Here is a 19,128-nt window from a genome sequence, read left to right on the forward strand (position 1 = left end):
GGAGGTTAATATGAGAAAAGTACAAATGACAAAACAGCAGACTGTCAGACCAAATGAAAAGATGTTTGGTTTGACAGTTAAGCAAATTATAGGAATAGCAATAGGCGGTGTGATAGTAACAGCTACACTTGTTATACTGTTATTCGTTCTAAAATTACCAACTGAATTGGTTATGACACTTGTGTTCTTAGAGGTAGTTGCTACTGCTCTTGTAAGTATAGTCAGAGTGAATGGTATGAGCCTTGTCAAACATTTTATTGTGTGTATGAAAGGTCCGATTAACAGACCTTACCAAAGCAAAGGAGCTAAATACTATGAAGAAAACGACGAGTAAAATATATGTTGAACAGGAAAAAGAAAACCCGCAGAGAAAAAAATCACAGTCTAAAAAAGTAAAGAAAACCGCTCAGGATACTATTCCTTTTGACGAGATTTATGATAATGGCATTTTTCGTATAGGTGATACCTATTCCCTGATTTTTTATATTCCAAACATTGATTATAAGGTGTTTAAAGATAATGAGCGTAACGGCATATACAAAAGGTATCAAAAACTTCTTAACTGTTTGCCGTCTGAGGTTAAATATCAAGAATTTATTGTTAATACAGACATTGACATTAATAATTATGTAGATGCTTTAGTTCCGCAATACAATGGTGTTTGTACTCAAGAAATATATGATAGCTTTGTTGAGAAGCAGAAAGCTATCATCGCAGAAGCCGAGAACAGCTCTTGTGAACAGCAAATATATGGTGCTCTTTCATTTAAGCCTGTTGTGAAAATGGATAGTATCAATGTGCTTTTTAAGCATTATAATGAAATTGCAGCTCAGTTTGCTGAGATTAATATCAAGACTGAACTTCTCCCACCTGAGAAAAGTTTTGAAATCATTCATCGCATTTACCACTTTTCTAATCCTGAACAGTTTTTACTCCCTACATCTTTTTTCAATGTAGATGTAAATCTTAAAGATTATCTTGCACCGTCATCATTTAAGTTTGCTTCCAAATACAATGAAGTCGGCTTAGATTATTCTTGTGTGATGTTCGCAAAAAGGTTTTCAAGAACTTGTGATGATGAGTTTGTTATGGACTTGCTTGACAATTCTTCTAAAATCATTGTCAGTAAGCATTTTTCAAGACTTGAAAAGGACACGAGTCTTGATATTCTCAAGGAACAGATGAATGACCTACAGGGTAGAATTGACCGTAGACTTGAGATAAATTATAAGCGTAGTGGTGCAAGTGGTGGTAGTAGTTTCATTCCTTGGTCTTTGCAGAGGAGAAAAAAAGAGCTTGAAGCTCTTGAGGAAAAATTATCATCTACAGACTGTGATTTGTTTGAATTTGCTATGTATATCTATGTTGCAGCTAACAGCCTTAAAGAACTCAATGACCTAAGAGATTATATTAAGCAAACAGCTCGCAGACATCAGGTTACACTTGATATACTGACAGGCTCTGCAATTCAAGAAAAAGGTTTGCAGTGTATATTGCCGTTTGCTCAGCCAGCTTTGTCCGATGATAAAACTTTGCTGGGGCAGCCGTTTTACTTCACTACTGATGAGGTAGCGAATCTCATTCCTTTTACTTATCAAAACAATATTATCCAGTCGGGAATATGCTACGGCATTAATCAGATTACGCATATGCCGATTATTATAGACAGAAGTGAGGGACTTAACGCTAACGGCTTTGTTGTCGGCACTTCGGGTGCAGGTAAATCAATGGCAGGCAAGTTGGAGTTTCTGAACGGAGCATTGAAGTATCCTGATGATGTATTTATTTTTCTTGACCCTGAGAGGGAATATATGGCAGCAATGACTAAGAATAATGCTTTTGACGCACAGGTGATTACTGTTTCGCCAAACACAAATACGCATATAAACTTATTTGATACTGATATAACATATACAGACGAGGGTCAATCTGCTGTTGCTCTAAAGACAGACTTTATAATGACATTTTGCGAATGTGTAAAAGGCTCTGGGCTTACTGCAAACGAAAAAACTGTACTTGACAGATGTGTAAACTTAGTGTATCAAGAATTCTTGGCTAATGATGGTGACAAAAAATATTTGCCTACGCTCGTAGATTTCTACAACATTTTGCTTGCCCAGCCCGAAAATGAAGCAAAGGATATGGCACTTAAACTTGAACTGTATGTTAAAGGTAACTTCAGCACATTTGCTCACCATACCAATGTTGACCTTAACAAGAGGATTATTATCTATGATGTACAAGAAATGGGCAAACAGCTCTCTGACATTGGCTCTCTTGTAATTCTTGAAAGTATTTGGCAAAAGGTTATTGAAAACCGAAAACGAGGTATTCGTACTTGGTTTACTACGGATGAGTTTTCTATGTTCTTCCGAGATACAAACGGTGTGTTTAGAACAGGCGATTTCTTCGAAAACGTGTATAAAAGAATTCGTAAGTATGGAGGTGTAGCGTCAGGCTACACACAAAATATGTCAGAAGTTATGGAAAGCCCGCAGGCAACAAAAATGCTACAAAACAGCAATTTTTGTATTATGCTGGCTCAGAATGAAACAGACTTAGATAAGATTAAGAGTATGTTCAAATTATCAGAAAAGCAGGCGGCTTATCTTGATATTGATGAGCCCGGCAAAGGTCTGATTAAGAATGGTAAGCAGATAATCCCATTTGATAATCAGATTAATAAAAATTCAGCTGTGTACAAGTTGTTCTCGACCAAAATGGCTGACCAAAAGAAAGAGTGATGATACAATGAATGTATTAATTGTAGCCGACAGGGTCAACGGCAAAGCATATACAGATATTATTAATAAGCTGAAAAATACTAAAACCATAGGTGTAATTAATACAGTATCTCAAACATTAGTTACAGAAATTGGAACTCGCTATACACCTAATGCAATAATTATTGATACGGCAGTAGATTATAATAATCTTTTGCCGCAGATAACCGAACAGATAGGCAATACATACAACTACATCAAAATAGTAGTATTGGCAGAAGCAGACGAGAGCAGAATATTCCCGTCTGCTTCTGTAATTAAAGGTGCAATATCAAGTGCTAAGCTCGCTCAGATACTTGAATCAACAGGGGATAATGTTGTGACCGGCATTGACAATGAGAGCAAAGAAGTTTCAAAGCCTGTAGAAAAAGCACCTAAGAAAACACCGACTCGAAAGCCGAAAAAAATCAAGAACAAGAAAAAGAGGAAAGACTTTAAATTTAATCCGCTACTGTTAATTCCTTTTGTAGCTGTTGTGGTATTGATTGTTGTTGCACTGTGTGTCAAATCCTGTAATAAAGCAACGGATAAACCATCAGCAGAAACAACATCAAGTATTACAGAAGTTGTTACTACTACAGCTAATCAAACTCAACCTGTATCAATCCAAAGTGTAACCATTCCTGCACAGGCAACAGTGTCCGTTGCAACTGTTGCAGCCGACAATACTCAACCTGCAACTGCTGCCATTGCTACCGTAAGCAATAGCCATCAGGACGACACAAAAGAAGAAAGTCGTTTCAAGAGCGAGAGTAGAAATAATAATAATCAAAGCAACAACAATCACAACTCAAATGATAATCAGAATAACAACGGTGGAAATAACTCAGGTTCTCATAGTTATGTTACAGTAAGCAAGCCCGAATATAATTACTCAAGCAATCAGAGTAAGGATATAGAGGTAAGTGGTATATCACTTAATTATCTTTCAAAAACTTTAACAGCGGGTGAAAGTATAAACTTATCTGCTAATATAACTCCCTCAAATGCAACAAATAAGTCAGTCAGCTGGAGCACATCAAATTCTAATGTAGCTACAGTAAATGACGGCTATGTAGTTTCCCATTCTGCGGGTACAGCTTATATAACTGCAACTGCCGGTAATCATTCTGCAACTTGCACTGTTGTAGTCAAAGAAAAGGAAACTCAAGACAGTGTATACATAACACCGGCTGAAAAGTATTGTAATATTAATGAGGTGATCACCTTTACTCTTATTAATGCAAATAACTGTTCATTCAATATTAGCAACCCAAGTGCAGTTCAAATAATAGGCGGAGGAACAAATAGAATACAAATTAAAGCAAAATCAAGAACAACGGTTACTATTACGGCAACCAATAACAGCACAGGCAGAGAATATACAGCAAAATTAATTATCGAATAAGGAGATATAAATTCTATGGTAATTTGCTATACAACCAAGGAAAACATTAATCATTACACAACCGATTTTGATAACATTGACAGATTCACCGAGGAGCACCCATATGCGACGATATGGTATGCGTTCAACGAAAAAGATGATGTTTCTTCATCTAATGTTGAAAGAGAAAAGTGTCCTATTTGTGGCAATGCCATAATAAAAGGGCAGAATAATTACTACTGCTCACAGTATAAAAATGGATGTCAATTCTCTTTGCCATTCTTGATTTGTGGTAAAAAATTGACTGCAACTCAACTTATTATGTTGCTCAGGCAACACAGAACAAAAACTATAAGCGGATTTAAAAGTAAGACCGGTAAACCTTTCAGTGCAGTTCTGCGTTATGATACCAAAACAGCAAAGTTGCATTTTGAATTTCCTAATGCGAAGTAAGTCAAAAAGTCTGTTGAAAAAACAACAGGCTTTTTTAATTGCTCTGATATAGAACAACTAAAAAAGCCTATTGTATTAATGGAACGAGGTGAATTTATGAACAGAAATCTTTTTAAAATGCCTAACGATATTTTTGGAGGTAAGCTCTCTGCCGGAGAAATCAAAGTCCTTGCAGCTCTCTATTCGCTACGCTCTAAATCGATATACAGAGGTCAGAAGTATGTCAAGGTAAATCAAGCCACAATTGCCCGTATTTGCGGCTTTTCTTCTGCACGAACAGTTTCATCGGCTATTGCCAAACTTTCCTTATACGGCTATATTCGAGCTATTAGACGCTATTATGCCGATTACCATAAGCTGGACGCATATGTATATACCCTGCCGGTTATGAGAAAAAACTATTTCTTTGTTGACCGTAAAATATTTAAGCATAAACTTACATCAGCTCAGTTTAGAATGTATTTATTCTTCTGCAAGGCTGCGAATCCATCTAATAAGCGTTGTTGGAACAGCTTTAATGATATTGCCAACGCTTTAGGAATTAAGCGTACAGTTGTAGTTAAGACTGTAAAGGAGCTTATTTCAATGAAACTCATAAGGAAGTATAGAATTAAAAAAAGTGACGGCAGCTTTTCTGATAATCATTACAAGGTTATTCCTTTGAAATATACCTATAAATTTAGGAGAAAAAGGAAAAGACCTTGCCGCTCACTACTTCGACAAGGTCTAAATATATGCTATAAATTAGCATATGCATCTTCACTTACAAGTGTAAAACAAACGGTTGCATTTGTCAAGAGGAAAAGTAGGAAAAATTTATTTTTTGTAACAAGGGGTAGTCCATTTTTTTGCAGTACATATGATAGTACCCACTTTTATACCAACAGAAAAAAGAATAGAATTAGATTATACTTAAAGTATAGATGTAATTTAACCTTATATCACTTAAAAAATCCGTTCAAATGCAATGACTCGCACAGCAAGCGCAAAAAATGAACTTGTATTGCGTTTTTCTTATTCTGCTGGTTATCTTGCAAATATGCTGATTGTCTGATATAATGTTCAAGTAAGGAAACGGTGGCGGCTGTTTCAGCTCCCTTGCGAAAGGGGGTGAGTATCTTAATGACTGATGTAATTTTATTACTCACATTTGCTATTGCTTTGACAGTAGTAAATGAAATCATAAAGAACATAAGAAAGAAATAACCGCCCTGTACTGCGAATACAAGGCGGTTGTCATTTAATATAACCATTTTGTAAGCGAAACAGCTAAAACCGTTTCTTTACACTATTATATTATCACAATCAAAAATTTATGTCAACAGTCGCAGAGCTTTTCTGTGGCTGTTTTTTGTTAGTGGACAAATTGTCCGCTTGGGAGGTAATTATGAGCATAATAATAATCTCAATATTCTACATTTACTATCTAATTGCGGTGAATTATTACCGCTGGGAACTGCACTTTAGATTTATAGCATACAGCAAAATGGCGGGTAAGGACAAAGCACCGATTTCAATTAAGAAGTTGGTGCTTTTTTCTGCAATTATTGTTGCAATTATTACGGTTGTCGGCTTATGCGTTGGAAACAACACACTTATTTTAATAAACACATTACCTGTCATAGCACTGACTTTTCATTTACATTTAATGCGTAAAAGAATTGCCGAAGCTGACAGAAATAATAACAAGGAGGACTAATTATGAAGGTTATAAAAAGCCGTGACGGGCAGGAATATTACAATTTCACAAGGGAGGAAAAGGAGCAGGCAAAACAGATGTCCACGCTCGAATACTTGGAAAGAACATATGGCTATCATTTTACGAAAGCAGGCACTATGATGCGTTGCAAGGAACACGATAGCTTTATTGTGCGTGCTGACGGACGAGGTTGGTATTGGAACAGCAGAGGATTTGGTGGTTCTGATGTTATAGAATTTATGATGAAAGTGGAAAACAAGTCATACGAAGAAGCCCTGATGACACTTTTTAATGTGAACAAAAGTAATTCCGTTGCAGTACCGCAATACAAAAAAGCGGAGCAGCTTCCTCCGGAAGAACTAAAAAAAGATTTGCAAATGCCGGTAGCTGTACAAGGTAAGTACAAACGAGTATTTGCTTATTTAACGAAAACTCGCTGCATAGCTCCTGAAATAGTCAATGAGCTTATGCACAAAAAGTATTTATACGAGGATGTAATGCACAACTGTGTGTTTGTCGGTTACGGAACAAATAAACTGCCTGCATATGCTACTGTGCGTGGCACTTTAACGGAAGTGCAGTACAGAAAAGACTCTCCCGGTTCAGATAAGAGTATATCATTTTTTGTTATGGGAAAGGACAATACAACGGTAGATGTATTTGAATCGCCTATTGATTTGCTTTCACACGCAACAATGTGCAATATCGAAACAGGCAATCCACAAGAATGGCTTAACGCTACACGCTTAAGTCTTGCCGGTGTATCTGACAGAGCATTAGAAACTTTTTTGCAAAATCATCCGACAGTCAGACATATAAACTTACGATTAGATAATGACCTCGCAGGCCGAAAAGCTTGTGAGGTCATTTCCGAAAAGTATAAAAATCAAGGCTATCGTGTTGATACAATACTGCCACGCACAAAAGACTACAACGAAGATTTGTGCAGATATGCTGAACTACACAATATGCTGGACTTGCCTTTACAGCTACCAACAGAAAAAGAAAATCAGGCAGCTTATACTTACTTAACGGAGAAGCTCGGTATAGCACCCGAAATTGTTACTACGCTGATTAACAAAAATTATATTTGCTCAGATGCAGAGAATATTTCTTTTGTTGGTCATAATCGAGGTGGATCACCTGTTTATTCTTATAGCGTAAGCATTAACGATAATTCTGTTAGTGTATCGGGGTCAACAAAAAATAGCTTCTACTTAAAAGGTTATGATAAAAGTAAAGTTATTGTATATAAATCCCCGATTGACTTATTGGCTGACGCAACTATGAGCAACCTTACTTTTCGCAGTAAACGTGAGTGGCTCAATTCAACAAGATTATCTCTTGGCGGAACTGATGATACAGCTTTGCAGAATTTTCTTGCCGAAAATCCTGATGTTAATCAAATATGTTTTCAGCTCGGTGGCGAAGAAATTGACATTGAAACGAGCAGACATTTTTTGCAGAAGTATAGTGAAAAAGGCTATGCCTGTACAAGATTTGAGTCTGTTGGGGAGAGTGTAACGGAAGAATTATCGGCAATGATACAACAAAACATTCGCTGTAATACATTAAAGAAATGAGTTTTTTGTATTTATTATTAATTATATACTTTTTTTATTCTTCTCTAAAAAGCGAATGAATTGCATACATACCATAAGCATTTCATATTAGACAACATTAAAATATGCTCTTAATATTTTTGCAAGAATATTTATGTATGCCGAAAAATAAAAATACGGTATTGACAAGAATATTAATGTATGCTATTATTAAAGCAACAAGGAGGTATATATATGAATTCTAAAAATACTTATAAATCAACTATTAACCTTAGCGAAGAAAACAAAGCATTACTTGATAGAATAAAGTTGGATAAACCGACTTCTTTGGGTAAGATAATCAATCATACAATGGATACTTTTCTCAATATTCCTGATAGAGTAAAAGCAGAACTTCTTGATTTTATAAAGTCGAGAATCTCGAGTATTGAACAGGAAATACGATTATTATCTCCACACGAAGAATTCTATAAAAAAAGTTTGATTGAAAGTTATAACGCCTATTGTAACATAGCAAACTTTTTAAACGAAGGCAAAGACATTATAGTTAAAGAAGATGAAAAAAAAGAGTACAAAAAATATGACATTAAAAACGGTGTATTGATTTGTCCTAAAGATTGGATAGTGCTAAATCCAGAAGAAGCTAAAAATATGGAATATGCCGGGGTTGTTGAGTGTCGCAATTCTGAAGTTTTTGGGAAAAAACATTTCAATGTTACGATCCCCCATTTCGTTTTTTTTAGTAACAAAAAGTACTCAAATGAATATGATACTGAATACATACATTATATAAACAATCTCTGCACTATGAAATGGTCAAACTTTAACACTGTATTAAAGCATCAAGTTACCCCGATATTGGACCAAACGCAAGCTAACCAAGTATTAAATGAATCAGATTATATGAATGCTCCTACTATCGGACACTTTTCCATATATGTACAAGGCGATACTAATTACGAAGCTAACTATGAGCCCCCTGCTGGAGCTAAAATAATTAAACAAAAATAATATTAACCTAAGTTTACAGAAAAATCGCAACAAACAAAATTGCTTGTTGCGATTTTTTCACAAATTGTTATATTTTGCTTGACATAAGGTATATGTTGTGATACTCTTTAGATACAAAAATCAAAGAGGGGAATAGAAAATGAAAAAACTTATAGCTTTATGTATTGCAACTGCTTTGATTGCAAGTTTAACAGCTTGCAATGGAACAACTACCACAGCTGAATCAGATACATCTGCATCATCTCAGACTGTTGCAACAACAGCACTTCAAACAGAAGCACCAACAGAAGCAACAGAGTATAAAATTCATTTGCCGTATTCGTGCTTTCCGGCAGGAGGGTTACCTACAGATAGCGATTTAATTCTTACTAATGAAGACAGGGAGTGCGGCATAATAAGCAAAGAAAAAGTGTCAACCGGAGGTATGATTATTACAGTCGAAAAAGACAAGTATGACCAGTTGCTGGAACACCAAAAGAATAAGTTGTGTGAGCTTATAGAGCGTGAACAAGCCGATATGTATATAGATAGAATAGAGTACAACGATGATTTTTCGGAAATTGTTGAGTATCAAGTTCCTAAAGAAACTGAGCCTGAGCACAGTTCTGACGATGACCAAAACCGTGCTCTATTGTACACTTTACCATATACAGATTATTCGCATAACCAAGAAATTAATTATGAGAGTGTATATTATCAAGCACTACTAAAGAAAAATGATGACAGCGAAATTATAACTTGTACATATATAGTAAAGGATAGCGAAGGAGAAGTATTAGATACAAGCGTTTACCCTTCAACATAAGGTAATATAAACAGAAAAAGGCTTCACCTAAAACAAGTGAAGCCTTTTTCTCTTAAAAACAAAAAAGTAAACAAAACTGTTTACTTATACAAAAATATTATAATAAAATATACTTTAAACATTGACATTACAGGAAATATATGGTATAATAATCTATGTAAAAAGGACATAAAAGTCCATAGACACCAAAATATCCATAAAATATCTTGGTGTCCCGCTACAGAGTATTGGAAGTACTCAGTTGCGTTATGGCTTATTTATAGTGTATTATAACACAAAATAAGCAAACTGTCAACTTTTACTTGCCTGCTCTGACAACGGTCGGACGCAGGTCTTTTTTATACACAAAACTAAATAAATCAAAACTTCGAACATCAGTACACCTATTGTTCTCAGAGTTACGCCGTGACCATATGCACTTTTGAATGTTGCGAAACATTCTTGCGAGAAGCGAGCCAATATTGTCAGTAACATTATTGCTACAATGTTGACTAGAACAATGTTAAATAAAAGGGTGAAAGGGAGATAATATTCCCTGTTCAATACTTGGCTGTGCAAATACCGTATGCTCATAACCGGACAATTTGTCCGCTTACAACATATAGTATGCAAAACTCATAAATCGCAGCATTGCGTGAGCCACACACGATTACTAAGTGATTAGCATAATCTAAGACCAAAGGAAAGATGTTTGATGTTTTCAGTTCTAATTAATTTACAAAAATTATACAGCAAAGTGATTTAAGTAGCTTTGCGGCTATTTAAATCACTTTACTTAATTTGGTTGCGGGAGCCGGATTTGAACCGACGACCTTCGGGTTATGAGCCCGACGAGCTACCGAGCTGCTCTATCCCGCGATATTTAAGATACTGCATATCGCTGTATCTTCACAGCTCTATTATAATACACCTTTATTATCATTTTGTCAAGACTTTTTAAAAACTTTTTTACATTTATTTTATTCAAACATAAAAATCGGCTGTTACTCTATTACTTTAAACATAACATTACTATGTTTTTAAGCATTGATAAAATTATTCTTTAATGTAGGATAAAAAAGCTTGTAAAATATTGAAAAGTACCGCCATTATTGATATAATAAAGAATAAAGCTAATTTTTTATAGAGAGAGGGTAAAAATATGCCTGAGCTTACAGTTCGTACAAGATATGCACCAAGTCCTACAGGATTTATGCATGTGGGCAACCTGCGTACTGCTCTTTATGAGTACCTTGTTGCAAAATCTCAGAACGGCAAATTTATTTTGAGAATTGAGGATACCGACCGTGAAAGACTTGTTGACGGTGCGGTTGATGTTATTTATAATACCTTAAAGCTTGCCGGTCTTCAGCACGATGAAGGCCCTGACCTTGGCGGTGACTTTGGCCCGTATGTTCAGTCGGAGAGAAAGGATATGTACCTTCCTTATGCCGAGCAGCTTGTCAAGGAGGGCAAAGCTTACCGTTGCTTCTGCTCAAAGGAAAGACTTGAAAAATTACAAGATGACACAGTTGGCGGCGGCTATGACAGACATTGCCGTGACCTGCCACAGGAGGAAATCGACAGACTTCTTGCCGAGGGTACTCCATATGTAATCCGTCAAAAAATGCCAATCGAGGGCAGCACAACATTTGTTGACGCTGTATTCGGTGAAATCACCGTTGAAAACAGCGAATTGCAGGATCAGATTTTGATTAAGACTGACGGCTATCCAACCTATAACTTTGCAAATGTTATTGATGACCACACAATGGGTATCACCCATGTTGTTCGTGGATGTGAATATCTCAGCTCTACTCCTAAGTATAACCTTCTTTACGAGGCATTCGGCTGGGAAATTCCTACCTATATTCATCTCCCACTTATTATGGGCAAGGACGCTGAGGGCAATGTTTCAAAGCTTTCAAAGCGTCACGGTGCAACCGGCTTTTATGATTTGATTGACGAGGGTTATTTGCCTGAGGCTATCATCAACTACATTGCACTTCTTGGCTGGTGTCCTAAGGACAATCAGGAGATTTTCACACTTAAAGAGCTTGAAAAAGCATTTGACATCAGCGGTATCAGCAAGTCGCCTGCTATTTTTGACTATGATAAGCTCACCTGGTTCAATGGCGAGTACATCAAGGCTATGACTCCGGAAAAATTCACCGAGTTTGCTATGCCTTACTATAAAAAGGTGTTTGGCGACAAGGAAATGCCATACGAAAAGTTTGCGGCAATTCTCCAAAAGCGTACAACTCAGCTTACTCAGATTCCTGAAATGATTGATTTCTTCGCTGAGCTTCCAAGCTACACAAAGGAGCTTTTTGTAAACAAGAAGAGCAAGACAAACCTTGAAAACTCACCTGTAGTTTTGAAAGAGGCTTACGAGAGATTAAAGGCTATGCCTGAGTGGAACGAAACTTCAATTCACGATTGCCTTATCAATATGGCTGTTGAAAAGGAGCTTAAAAACGGCACAGTAATGTGGCCTGTAAGAATTGCGGCTGCCGGCAAGACGGTTACACCGGGCGGTGCAGTTGAAATTCTCGACATTCTCGGCAGAGATGAAACACTTGCAAGACTTGAAAAAGGTTTGGCAATTCTTGCAGAATAAGTAATACATCGGCAAAAGAGGTATATTATATGGCAGAAGAAATTAAAAATACTGAAGCTACCGAAACTCCAAGCGGTAACTTTATTCATACATTTATTGAGGAGGACATTGCCGAGGGCGGCAGATTTGAGGGCAAAAAGGTTCACACCCGTTTCCCTCCTGAGCCAAACGGCTACCTCCACATAGGCCACGCAAAGGCTATTTGCATTGACTTTGGCACAGCCGAAAAATTCGGCGGTATTTGCAATCTTCGTATGGACGACACAAACCCTACAAAGGAAGATGTAGAGTATGTTGACGCTATTAAAGAGGATATTAAATGGCTCGGATTTGACTGGGAGGATCGCTTTTACTTTGCGTCTGAGTACTTTGACCAGATGTACGAGTACGCTGTTGAGCTTATCAAAAAGGGACTTGCCTATGTTTGCGAGCTTACACCTGAGCAGATGAGGGAAAACAGAGGCGACACTCAGACTCCGGCAAAGAGTCCGTATCGTGACAGACCTATTGAAGAAAGCCTTGACCTTTTTGAGCGAATGAAAGCCGGCGAATTTGAGGACGGCAAAATGACTCTTCGTGCAAAAATTGACCTTGCATCGGGCAACTTTAATATGCGTGACCCTGTTATTTACAGAATTAATCGTCTTACACACCACCGCACAGGCGACAAGTGGTGCATTTACCCAATGTATGACTTTGCACATCCGATAGAGGACGCTATTGAGGGCATTACTCACAGCCTTTGTTCACTTGAGTTTGAGGCTCACCGTCCGCTTTACGATTGGGTTATCAACAATATTTCGGCTCCAAGCAAGCCTCGTCAGATTGAGTTTGCCCGTCTTGGCATTAACAACACAGTTATGTCAAAGCGTAAGCTTCGTGAGCTTGTTGAAAAGAACTATGTAAGCGGTTGGGACGATCCGAGAATGCCTACACTCTGCGGACTCAGAAGAAGAGGCTACACACCTAAGTCTATCCGTTCATTTACAGAACAAATTGGCGTTTCAAAGGTAAATTCCACAGTTGAGTACGGATTTCTTGAGCATTGCCTGCGTGATGATTTAAATGAAAACGCAAAGCGTGCAATGTGCGTACTCCATCCGATTAAGCTTGTTATTACAAACTATCCTGAGGGTAAAACCGAGGAATTTGAGGTTGAAAACAACCCTAACCGCCCTGAGGACGGCACAAGAACCGTTACTTTCTCAAGAGAGTGCTTTATTGAGGCTGACGATTTTATGGAAGAGCCAATCAAGAAGTATCAGCGTCTTTATCCGGGCAACGAGGTAAGACTCAAGTCAACCTATATTGTAAAGTGCACAGGCTGTAAAAAGGACGAGAATGGCAACGTTGTTGAGGTTTATGCCGAGTATGACCCTGAAACCAGAGGCGGCAACACACCTGACGGCAGAAAGGTGAGAGGCACAATCCATTGGGTTGACGCAAACAACTGTGCCGATGCCGAGGTAAGACTTTACGACAACCTCTTTACCGTTCCTGATCCGGATACAGGCGACAGAAACTTCCTCGACTACCTCAATCCAAACTCACTTGAGGTGCTTACAGGCTGTAAAGCAGAGAAAAACCTCGAAACTGCCGTTGCTCCACAGAGCTTACAGTTTATGAGAATTGGCTACTTCTGCGTGGATAACAAAGATTCTTCACCGGAGCACCTTGTTTTCAACAGAAGTGTAAGCTTAAAAGACGGATTTAAGAAATAATTTTGCTTTAACAAAAATCTATTAACAAGCGGCAGAATGAATTTTGCCGCTTGTTTTTTATTTTTATTATGAGAAGATAGTTTAATTTTCTTGTTCCTGACAATGACTTAGTAACGGTCGGGAGTAAAAAGGTTTGAAATTTGCCTAAATTTCTACTCGGAAATAAAAATTTGGTCAACCTTTTTAAAGGTTGTGGGTGTGGGCAAAGCCCACAATACTTTCGGTTTACGGAATTTTTTTGATAGCCAAACAGCCTGCTGTTTGGCGGCTTGAGCACAACAGCGAAAGCCTTATAATTGCGACAGCGACACAAAAAGCCGTTTTTCTTTATTATTTATTAATGAAGTATTTCTTTTTAATGGCTGTCGCCTGTTTTATCAAACCTTGCGTTAGCACACAAACAGCGTTGCTGTTTGTGCTTGAAAATTTGAAATAAAAACAACTTTTCTTGGGCTTTGCCCAAACCTACGAGCCTTTAAAAAGGCTCGACCTAAATTTTTTGTTTATTTTCCAAAGCTCTCTGCTAAACCATAATTTACCCCCAACTATTTATGAAGAACCTAAACAAACAGGTGTTATCTAATTTTTGATGACACCTGTTTGTTTTGACTTTTTTATTACGCTGTAATGATAAACAGAATTATTTTTCCTTATCATCTTTATTCTTGTTTTCGGCGGACAATCTTTCAATTATTTCGTTAATATCTGTAGCGTCTTTTGCTGATTTTGTGTTGCCTGTCAAGGCTCTTACAAATGCGACAAGCTCATCGAAGAAAATCAGCACTATAAGCACTATAAATACAACAAGTCCCCATGGCGACAGAAAAAAGTTGTATAATGCGTCAAGCTGTGGGATTTTGCACACCATAACAGAAACTACTTTATCGGCGGATATTTCCTTGTCGGCAATCTCGTTTGCAATGCCCTTTGTCTGCAAATAGTATGTGCCATCCTCGGCAAGGTACGGTGCTTTTATCACCTTATGGGTAATCAACATACCGCTAAGCTCACCACTGCCCCTGTAGGTTATAACATCGTCAACTTTAATACTTTGCACATCGTCAATATCTTTGTCGAGAATAACATCGCCCACCATAAGCTCAGGCTCCATACTGCCGGTTGATACTCGCAAAATTGAGTAGCCAAACACAGACGGTACTTCGCCCTTTATGCGGGAGTAAATCATCATTACAATCAAAAATGCAAGGCACACAATCAGCATCCAGCAAATTATATTTTTAATAGCGAGCAAAATTCGCACAGCTTTGTTTCTTTTAAGCTTTTCCAATTTAATCACCTTAATTTTACGGTTCTATGCTAATTTTTTGGGGATAAATTATGGTTTAGCAACGGTCGGGAAATTTTCTTTGAATTAGCACAGACTTTATACTCGAAAATAAAAATTTGGTCAACCTTTTTCAAAGGTTGTGGGTGTGGGCAAAGCCCACAAATACTTTAAGTTTATGCAAAATTCTTATAGCCGAACAGCTTGCTGTTTGGCGGCTTGAACACAATGGCGAAAGCCTTATAATGCGATAGCAACACAAAACAGAAAAGATATTCTTTCTCCATTATAATCATTTTTTATTAAAAGGCTACCGCCTGTTTTGTCAAAGCTTGCTTTGGCACACAAACAGCGTTGCTGTTTGTGTCTGATAAATTGTTATATTGGAAGATTTTATGGGCTCTGCCCATACCCGCAAGCCTTTAAAAAGGCTTGACCTAAATTTTTTGTTATTTATCCGAAACTTTCTACTAAACACTAATTTATCTAACTCATAATAAAAATCAATTTTATTATAGCACAGCAAAATTTTTCGGGCAATGCTTTTGTTGATGTCAGACAAATAAAATCACCTCTGCACGAAATTTTGCAGAGGTGAATTATTAAGCAATTAAATTAGCTAATCTTTGAGCCGGCTTCCATATCGTCAACGAAAATGACCTTTACATCTTCGCCACAGGTAGCGGCGAGAATCATTCCGCAGCTTTCAACACCACAGAGCTTTGCAGGCTTGAGGTTTGACACAAGAATAATCTTTCTGCCGATAAGTTCATCAGGTGTGTAGTACTTTGCAATGCCTGAGGCAACTGTTCTTTCCTTTACACCGTCAAATACTGTGAGCTTTAAGAGCTTTTTAGCCTTTTTAATCGGCTCGCAAGCCTTGATTTCAGCCACTCTGAGGTCAACCTTGCAGAAATCGTCAATGCCAATCTGAGCAACACCCTCGATTTCCTCTTTAAGCTTTGCTGTCTTTTCGTCAGCCTGCTCGTTGTTCTTAATGATAGCGTTAAGCTCTTCGATTTCCTTTTCAACATCAATTCTCGGGAAGAGAGCCTCGCCCTTTTTAACTGTTACATCAAGCGGAAGAACGCCGAACTTGTCTGCGTTTTCATAGGTAGCACACTTTTCGCAAGCACCAATCTGCTCAAGTGCCTTTGGCATTGTGGTTGGCATAAATGCAGAGAGAAGTGTAGCTGTAATTCTGATAGTTTCAAGCAAGTTGTAAAGGACAGTTGCAAGTCTTGCTTTCTTGGTTTCGTCCTTTGCAATTACCCAAGGTGCGGTTTCATCAATGTACTTGTTGGCACGGGAAACCACCTTGAAAATCTCAGCAAGTGCGTTGTTAAGCTGAGTTTTATCCATATATTCGTCAACGCTTGCCTTGAGTGCGGCAGCGGTTGCGATAAGGTCATCGTCAAATTCGCCGCTTTCACGCTCGGTTGGAAGTGTACCGCCAAAGTATTTTTCAACCATAGCAACGGTACGGGAAACAAGGTTGCCAAAGCCGTTTGCAAGGTCGGAGTTGATGCGGTTAATCATAATTTCGTTAGAGAATGAGCTGTCTGCACCGAGAGCCATTTCACGAAGGATGTGGTAACGGATAGCGTCTGCACCGTATCTTTCACCGAGTACAAACGGGTCAACAACATTGCCGAGTGATTTACTCATTTTCTGACCGTTAAATGTAATCCAGCCGTGAACTGCAAGATGCTTTGGAAGCGGCAAATCGAGAGCCATAAGCATTGCAGGCCAGATGATAGCGTGGAAACGCATAATATCCTTTGCTACCATATGTACATCGGCAGGCCAGAACTTGTCAAAATCTTTGTAGGCATCGTTGTAAAAACCGAGTGCCGAGATATAGTTTGAAAGTGCGTCAATCCACACATAAACAACATGCTTATCATCAAAGGTTACAGGAATACCCCATTTGAATGTGGTTCTTGATACGCAAAGATCCTCAAGACCGGGCTTGATAAAGTTGTTTACAAGCTCAGTTGCACGAGTTTTTGGCTGTAAGTAATCGGTTTCGGTAAGAAGCTTTTCAATTCTGTCGGCAAACGGTGACATCTTGAAGAAGTAAGCCTCCTCCTTAGCCTCGGTAACCTCTCTGTGGCACTCGGGACATTTGCCGTCAACAAGCTGGCTTTCAGTCCAGAAGCTTTCGCAAGGTGTGCAGTATTTACCTGAGTATTCACCCTTGTAAATGTAGCCCTTGTCGTAAAGCTCTTTAAAAATCTTCTGAACGGTCTTGATGTGGTAATCGTCTGTGGTTCTGATATATCTGTCGTAGCTGATATTCATAAAGCTCCAAAGGCCTTTGAATGTCTTTACGATTTCGTCAACATATTCCTTGGGAGTCACGCCCTTTTCGGCAGCTTTCTGCTCAATTTTAAGTCCGTGCTCGTCAGTTCCCGTAAGAAACATTACATCATAGCCCTGCATTCGTCTGTAACGAGCGATAGAGTCGCAAGCAACAGTAGTGTAGCAATGTCCGATATGCGGATTACCTGATGGATAGTAGATTGGTGTCGTGATGTAGTACGGTTTTTTCTGACACATAATTAATTTCCTCCCTTTTCAGCAAATGAGCTGTATATTATATTATACCAATATCATACAAAAATTGCAATAATAAAGTGAAAGTAAACAGAAAAAATCCCCGACCTTGGCAAAAGCTAAAGTCGGGCAGGCAAAGTAGAAACACCGTACAATTTACATTATCCCCTTGTAGGTGTCGTTTAAAATATTATAGGAATTTTCGAGGTATTTTTGCTCGGATGGGGTGAGTTTTAATTCAAGAATACGCTTTGCACCCTCACTGCCGATAATGGCAGGATTGCCGAGGAACACATCTTTTTTACCCCCATATTCACCGCGAAGTCGAACAGATACGGTAAGAACGGAATTTTCATTTTCAAGCACAGCCCTTGCAACACGCACGATTGCCATACCGATACCATAATAGGTGGCCTTTTTTGCGGCAATAATTTCGTGGGCGGCAGTGCGTACCTCCTTGCTTATGCGGTCGAGATCCTCCATAAAATAACTTTTTGGATTGTCGGTGAGAATATCACAAATTGGCTTTACCGCAATCAAAGCCTGTGACCATGGCACAAATTCGCTGTCGCCGTGTTCGCCTATAACATATGCGTGTATGTTGCGTGGGTCAACCTCAAAATATTCACCGAGAAGATACCTGAGTCTTGCGGTATCAAGGGTAGTGCCTGTACCAATTACTTTTTCAGGTTTAAAGCCCGACAATTCGCAGGTTATGCGTGTCATAATATCAACAGGATTTGTGGCAACAATAAAAATCCCATCAAATCCGCTTTCGACCACCTGCGGAACAATACTTTTGAAAACATTATAGTTGCCTTTTAAAAGGTCAAGTCGGCTTTGGTCAGGCTGTCGCTGATTTGCACCGGCACAAATTACAACAATGTCGGCGTCTTTGCAGTCGCTGTAATTGCCTGCATAAATTTTGGTGCTTGAGGGGGAAAAGGCAATGCCGTGGTTTAAGTCCATTGCCTCGCCTTTAGCTCGCTGTTCGTTTATGTCGATAAGCACAAGCTCATCACATAAATTTTGATTGAGTGACGCATAAGCAAAGCTCATTCCTACCATACCTGTGCCAACAAGAGCAATTTTCTTTTTGTTTGTAAACATAAAACTTTCCTTTCGTTTATAATGTTCTATTGGTGAGGAATTATTAAAACTAAAATCAGGTTAAGCCTTTTGTCCTTAACAATTAATTCCCCGTCAAAATGTATTACTCATATTTTTCACAATAGAAAATGAATTTATACAGCCGTATGTGCATTGCTTTGGAAAAAAGTGCTGA

Annotated in this window: 14 protein-coding genes and 1 tRNA gene; 11 read left to right on the forward strand and 4 right to left on the reverse strand. The window is 38.2% G+C overall.

Features of this window, described 5'->3' with window-relative positions; translation table 11 throughout:
• Positions 1–10 precede the first annotated feature (10 nt).
• The 9 genes from ACJMMI_RS09940 (at position 11) to ACJMMI_RS09980 (ending at position 9,679) form a co-directional block, all read left to right on the forward strand.
• Complete coding sequence (locus ACJMMI_RS09940; protein ID WP_405355371.1) at positions 11–334, forward strand: PrgI family mobile element protein; 324 nt, start codon at positions 11–13, stop codon at positions 332–334.
• Positions 315–2,744, forward strand: a complete 2,430-nt coding sequence (locus tag ACJMMI_RS09945) for a VirB4-like conjugal transfer ATPase, CD1110 family (protein ID WP_405355373.1) — start codon at positions 315–317, stop codon at positions 2,742–2,744. The genes ACJMMI_RS09940 and ACJMMI_RS09945 overlap by 20 nt, the downstream gene beginning before the upstream one ends.
• A 7-nt stretch (positions 2,745–2,751) precedes the next feature.
• Complete coding sequence (locus tag ACJMMI_RS09950; RefSeq protein WP_405355375.1) at positions 2,752–4,170, forward strand: Ig domain-containing protein; 1,419 nt, start codon at positions 2,752–2,754, stop codon at positions 4,168–4,170.
• A 15-nt stretch (positions 4,171–4,185) separates the two neighbouring features.
• Complete coding sequence (locus tag ACJMMI_RS09955; protein ID WP_405355377.1) at positions 4,186–4,602, forward strand: topoisomerase C-terminal repeat-containing protein; 417 nt, start codon at positions 4,186–4,188, stop codon at positions 4,600–4,602.
• Between the two features lie 96 nt (positions 4,603–4,698).
• Positions 4,699–5,598: a helix-turn-helix domain-containing protein gene (locus tag ACJMMI_RS09960; RefSeq protein WP_405355379.1), complete on the forward strand. Its 900-nt coding sequence runs from the start codon at positions 4,699–4,701 to the stop codon at positions 5,596–5,598.
• Between the two features lie 391 nt (positions 5,599–5,989).
• Positions 5,990–6,301, forward strand: coding sequence for a hypothetical protein (locus tag ACJMMI_RS09965; RefSeq protein WP_295047201.1), 312 nt, complete (start codon positions 5,990–5,992; stop codon positions 6,299–6,301).
• A 2-nt stretch (positions 6,302–6,303) separates the two neighbouring features.
• Complete coding sequence (locus tag ACJMMI_RS09970; RefSeq protein WP_405355381.1) at positions 6,304–7,884, forward strand: DUF3991 domain-containing protein; 1,581 nt, start codon at positions 6,304–6,306, stop codon at positions 7,882–7,884.
• A 213-nt stretch (positions 7,885–8,097) separates the two neighbouring features.
• Positions 8,098–8,874: a hypothetical protein gene (locus ACJMMI_RS09975; protein WP_296152965.1), complete on the forward strand. Its 777-nt coding sequence runs from the start codon at positions 8,098–8,100 to the stop codon at positions 8,872–8,874.
• Positions 8,875–9,013: 139 nt separating this feature from the next.
• Positions 9,014–9,679, forward strand: a complete 666-nt coding sequence (locus tag ACJMMI_RS09980) for a hypothetical protein (RefSeq protein ID WP_337781501.1) — start codon at positions 9,014–9,016, stop codon at positions 9,677–9,679.
• Positions 9,680–10,460: 781 nt separating this feature from the next.
• On the opposite strand, the gene ACJMMI_RS09985 is transcribed toward ACJMMI_RS09980, so the two are convergent.
• A tRNA-Met gene (locus ACJMMI_RS09985) sits at positions 10,461–10,537 on the reverse strand.
• A gap of 283 nt (positions 10,538–10,820) precedes the next feature.
• On the opposite strand from ACJMMI_RS09985, the gene gltX reads away from it, so the two are divergent.
• Together gltX and ACJMMI_RS09995 are read left to right on the forward strand one after the other, a co-directional pair.
• On the forward strand, positions 10,821–12,278 hold the full coding sequence (gltX, locus tag ACJMMI_RS09990; protein WP_405355383.1) for a glutamate--tRNA ligase: 1,458 nt from the start codon (positions 10,821–10,823) through the stop codon (positions 12,276–12,278).
• A gap of 29 nt (positions 12,279–12,307) precedes the next feature.
• Entirely contained in the window at positions 12,308–13,999 is a 1,692-nt protein-coding gene (locus ACJMMI_RS09995; RefSeq protein ID WP_405355384.1) for a glutamine--tRNA ligase/YqeY domain fusion protein, read from the forward strand.
• Between the two features lie 640 nt (positions 14,000–14,639).
• On the opposite strand, the gene ACJMMI_RS10000 is transcribed toward ACJMMI_RS09995, so the two are convergent.
• From ACJMMI_RS10000 to ACJMMI_RS10010, 3 genes are all read right to left on the reverse strand, one after another.
• Complete coding sequence (locus ACJMMI_RS10000) at positions 14,640–15,287, reverse strand: signal peptidase I (RefSeq protein WP_405355385.1); 648 nt, start codon at positions 15,285–15,287, stop codon at positions 14,640–14,642.
• Between the two features lie 612 nt (positions 15,288–15,899).
• Positions 15,900–17,846, reverse strand: coding sequence for a methionine--tRNA ligase (metG, locus tag ACJMMI_RS10005; RefSeq protein WP_405355386.1), 1,947 nt, complete (start codon positions 17,844–17,846; stop codon positions 15,900–15,902).
• A gap of 153 nt (positions 17,847–17,999) precedes the next feature.
• Positions 18,000–18,953 carry an L-lactate dehydrogenase gene (locus ACJMMI_RS10010; RefSeq protein WP_405355387.1) on the reverse strand — a complete coding sequence of 318 codons (954 nt, stop codon included), beginning with the start codon at positions 18,951–18,953 and terminating at the stop codon, positions 18,000–18,002.
• Between the last annotated feature and the right edge of the window lie 175 nt (positions 18,954–19,128).

Origin of the sequence: Ruminococcus sp., assembly GCF_045129435.1 — a bacterium.
Taxonomy (GTDB): Bacteria; Bacillota; Clostridia; order Oscillospirales; family Acutalibacteraceae; genus Ruminococcoides.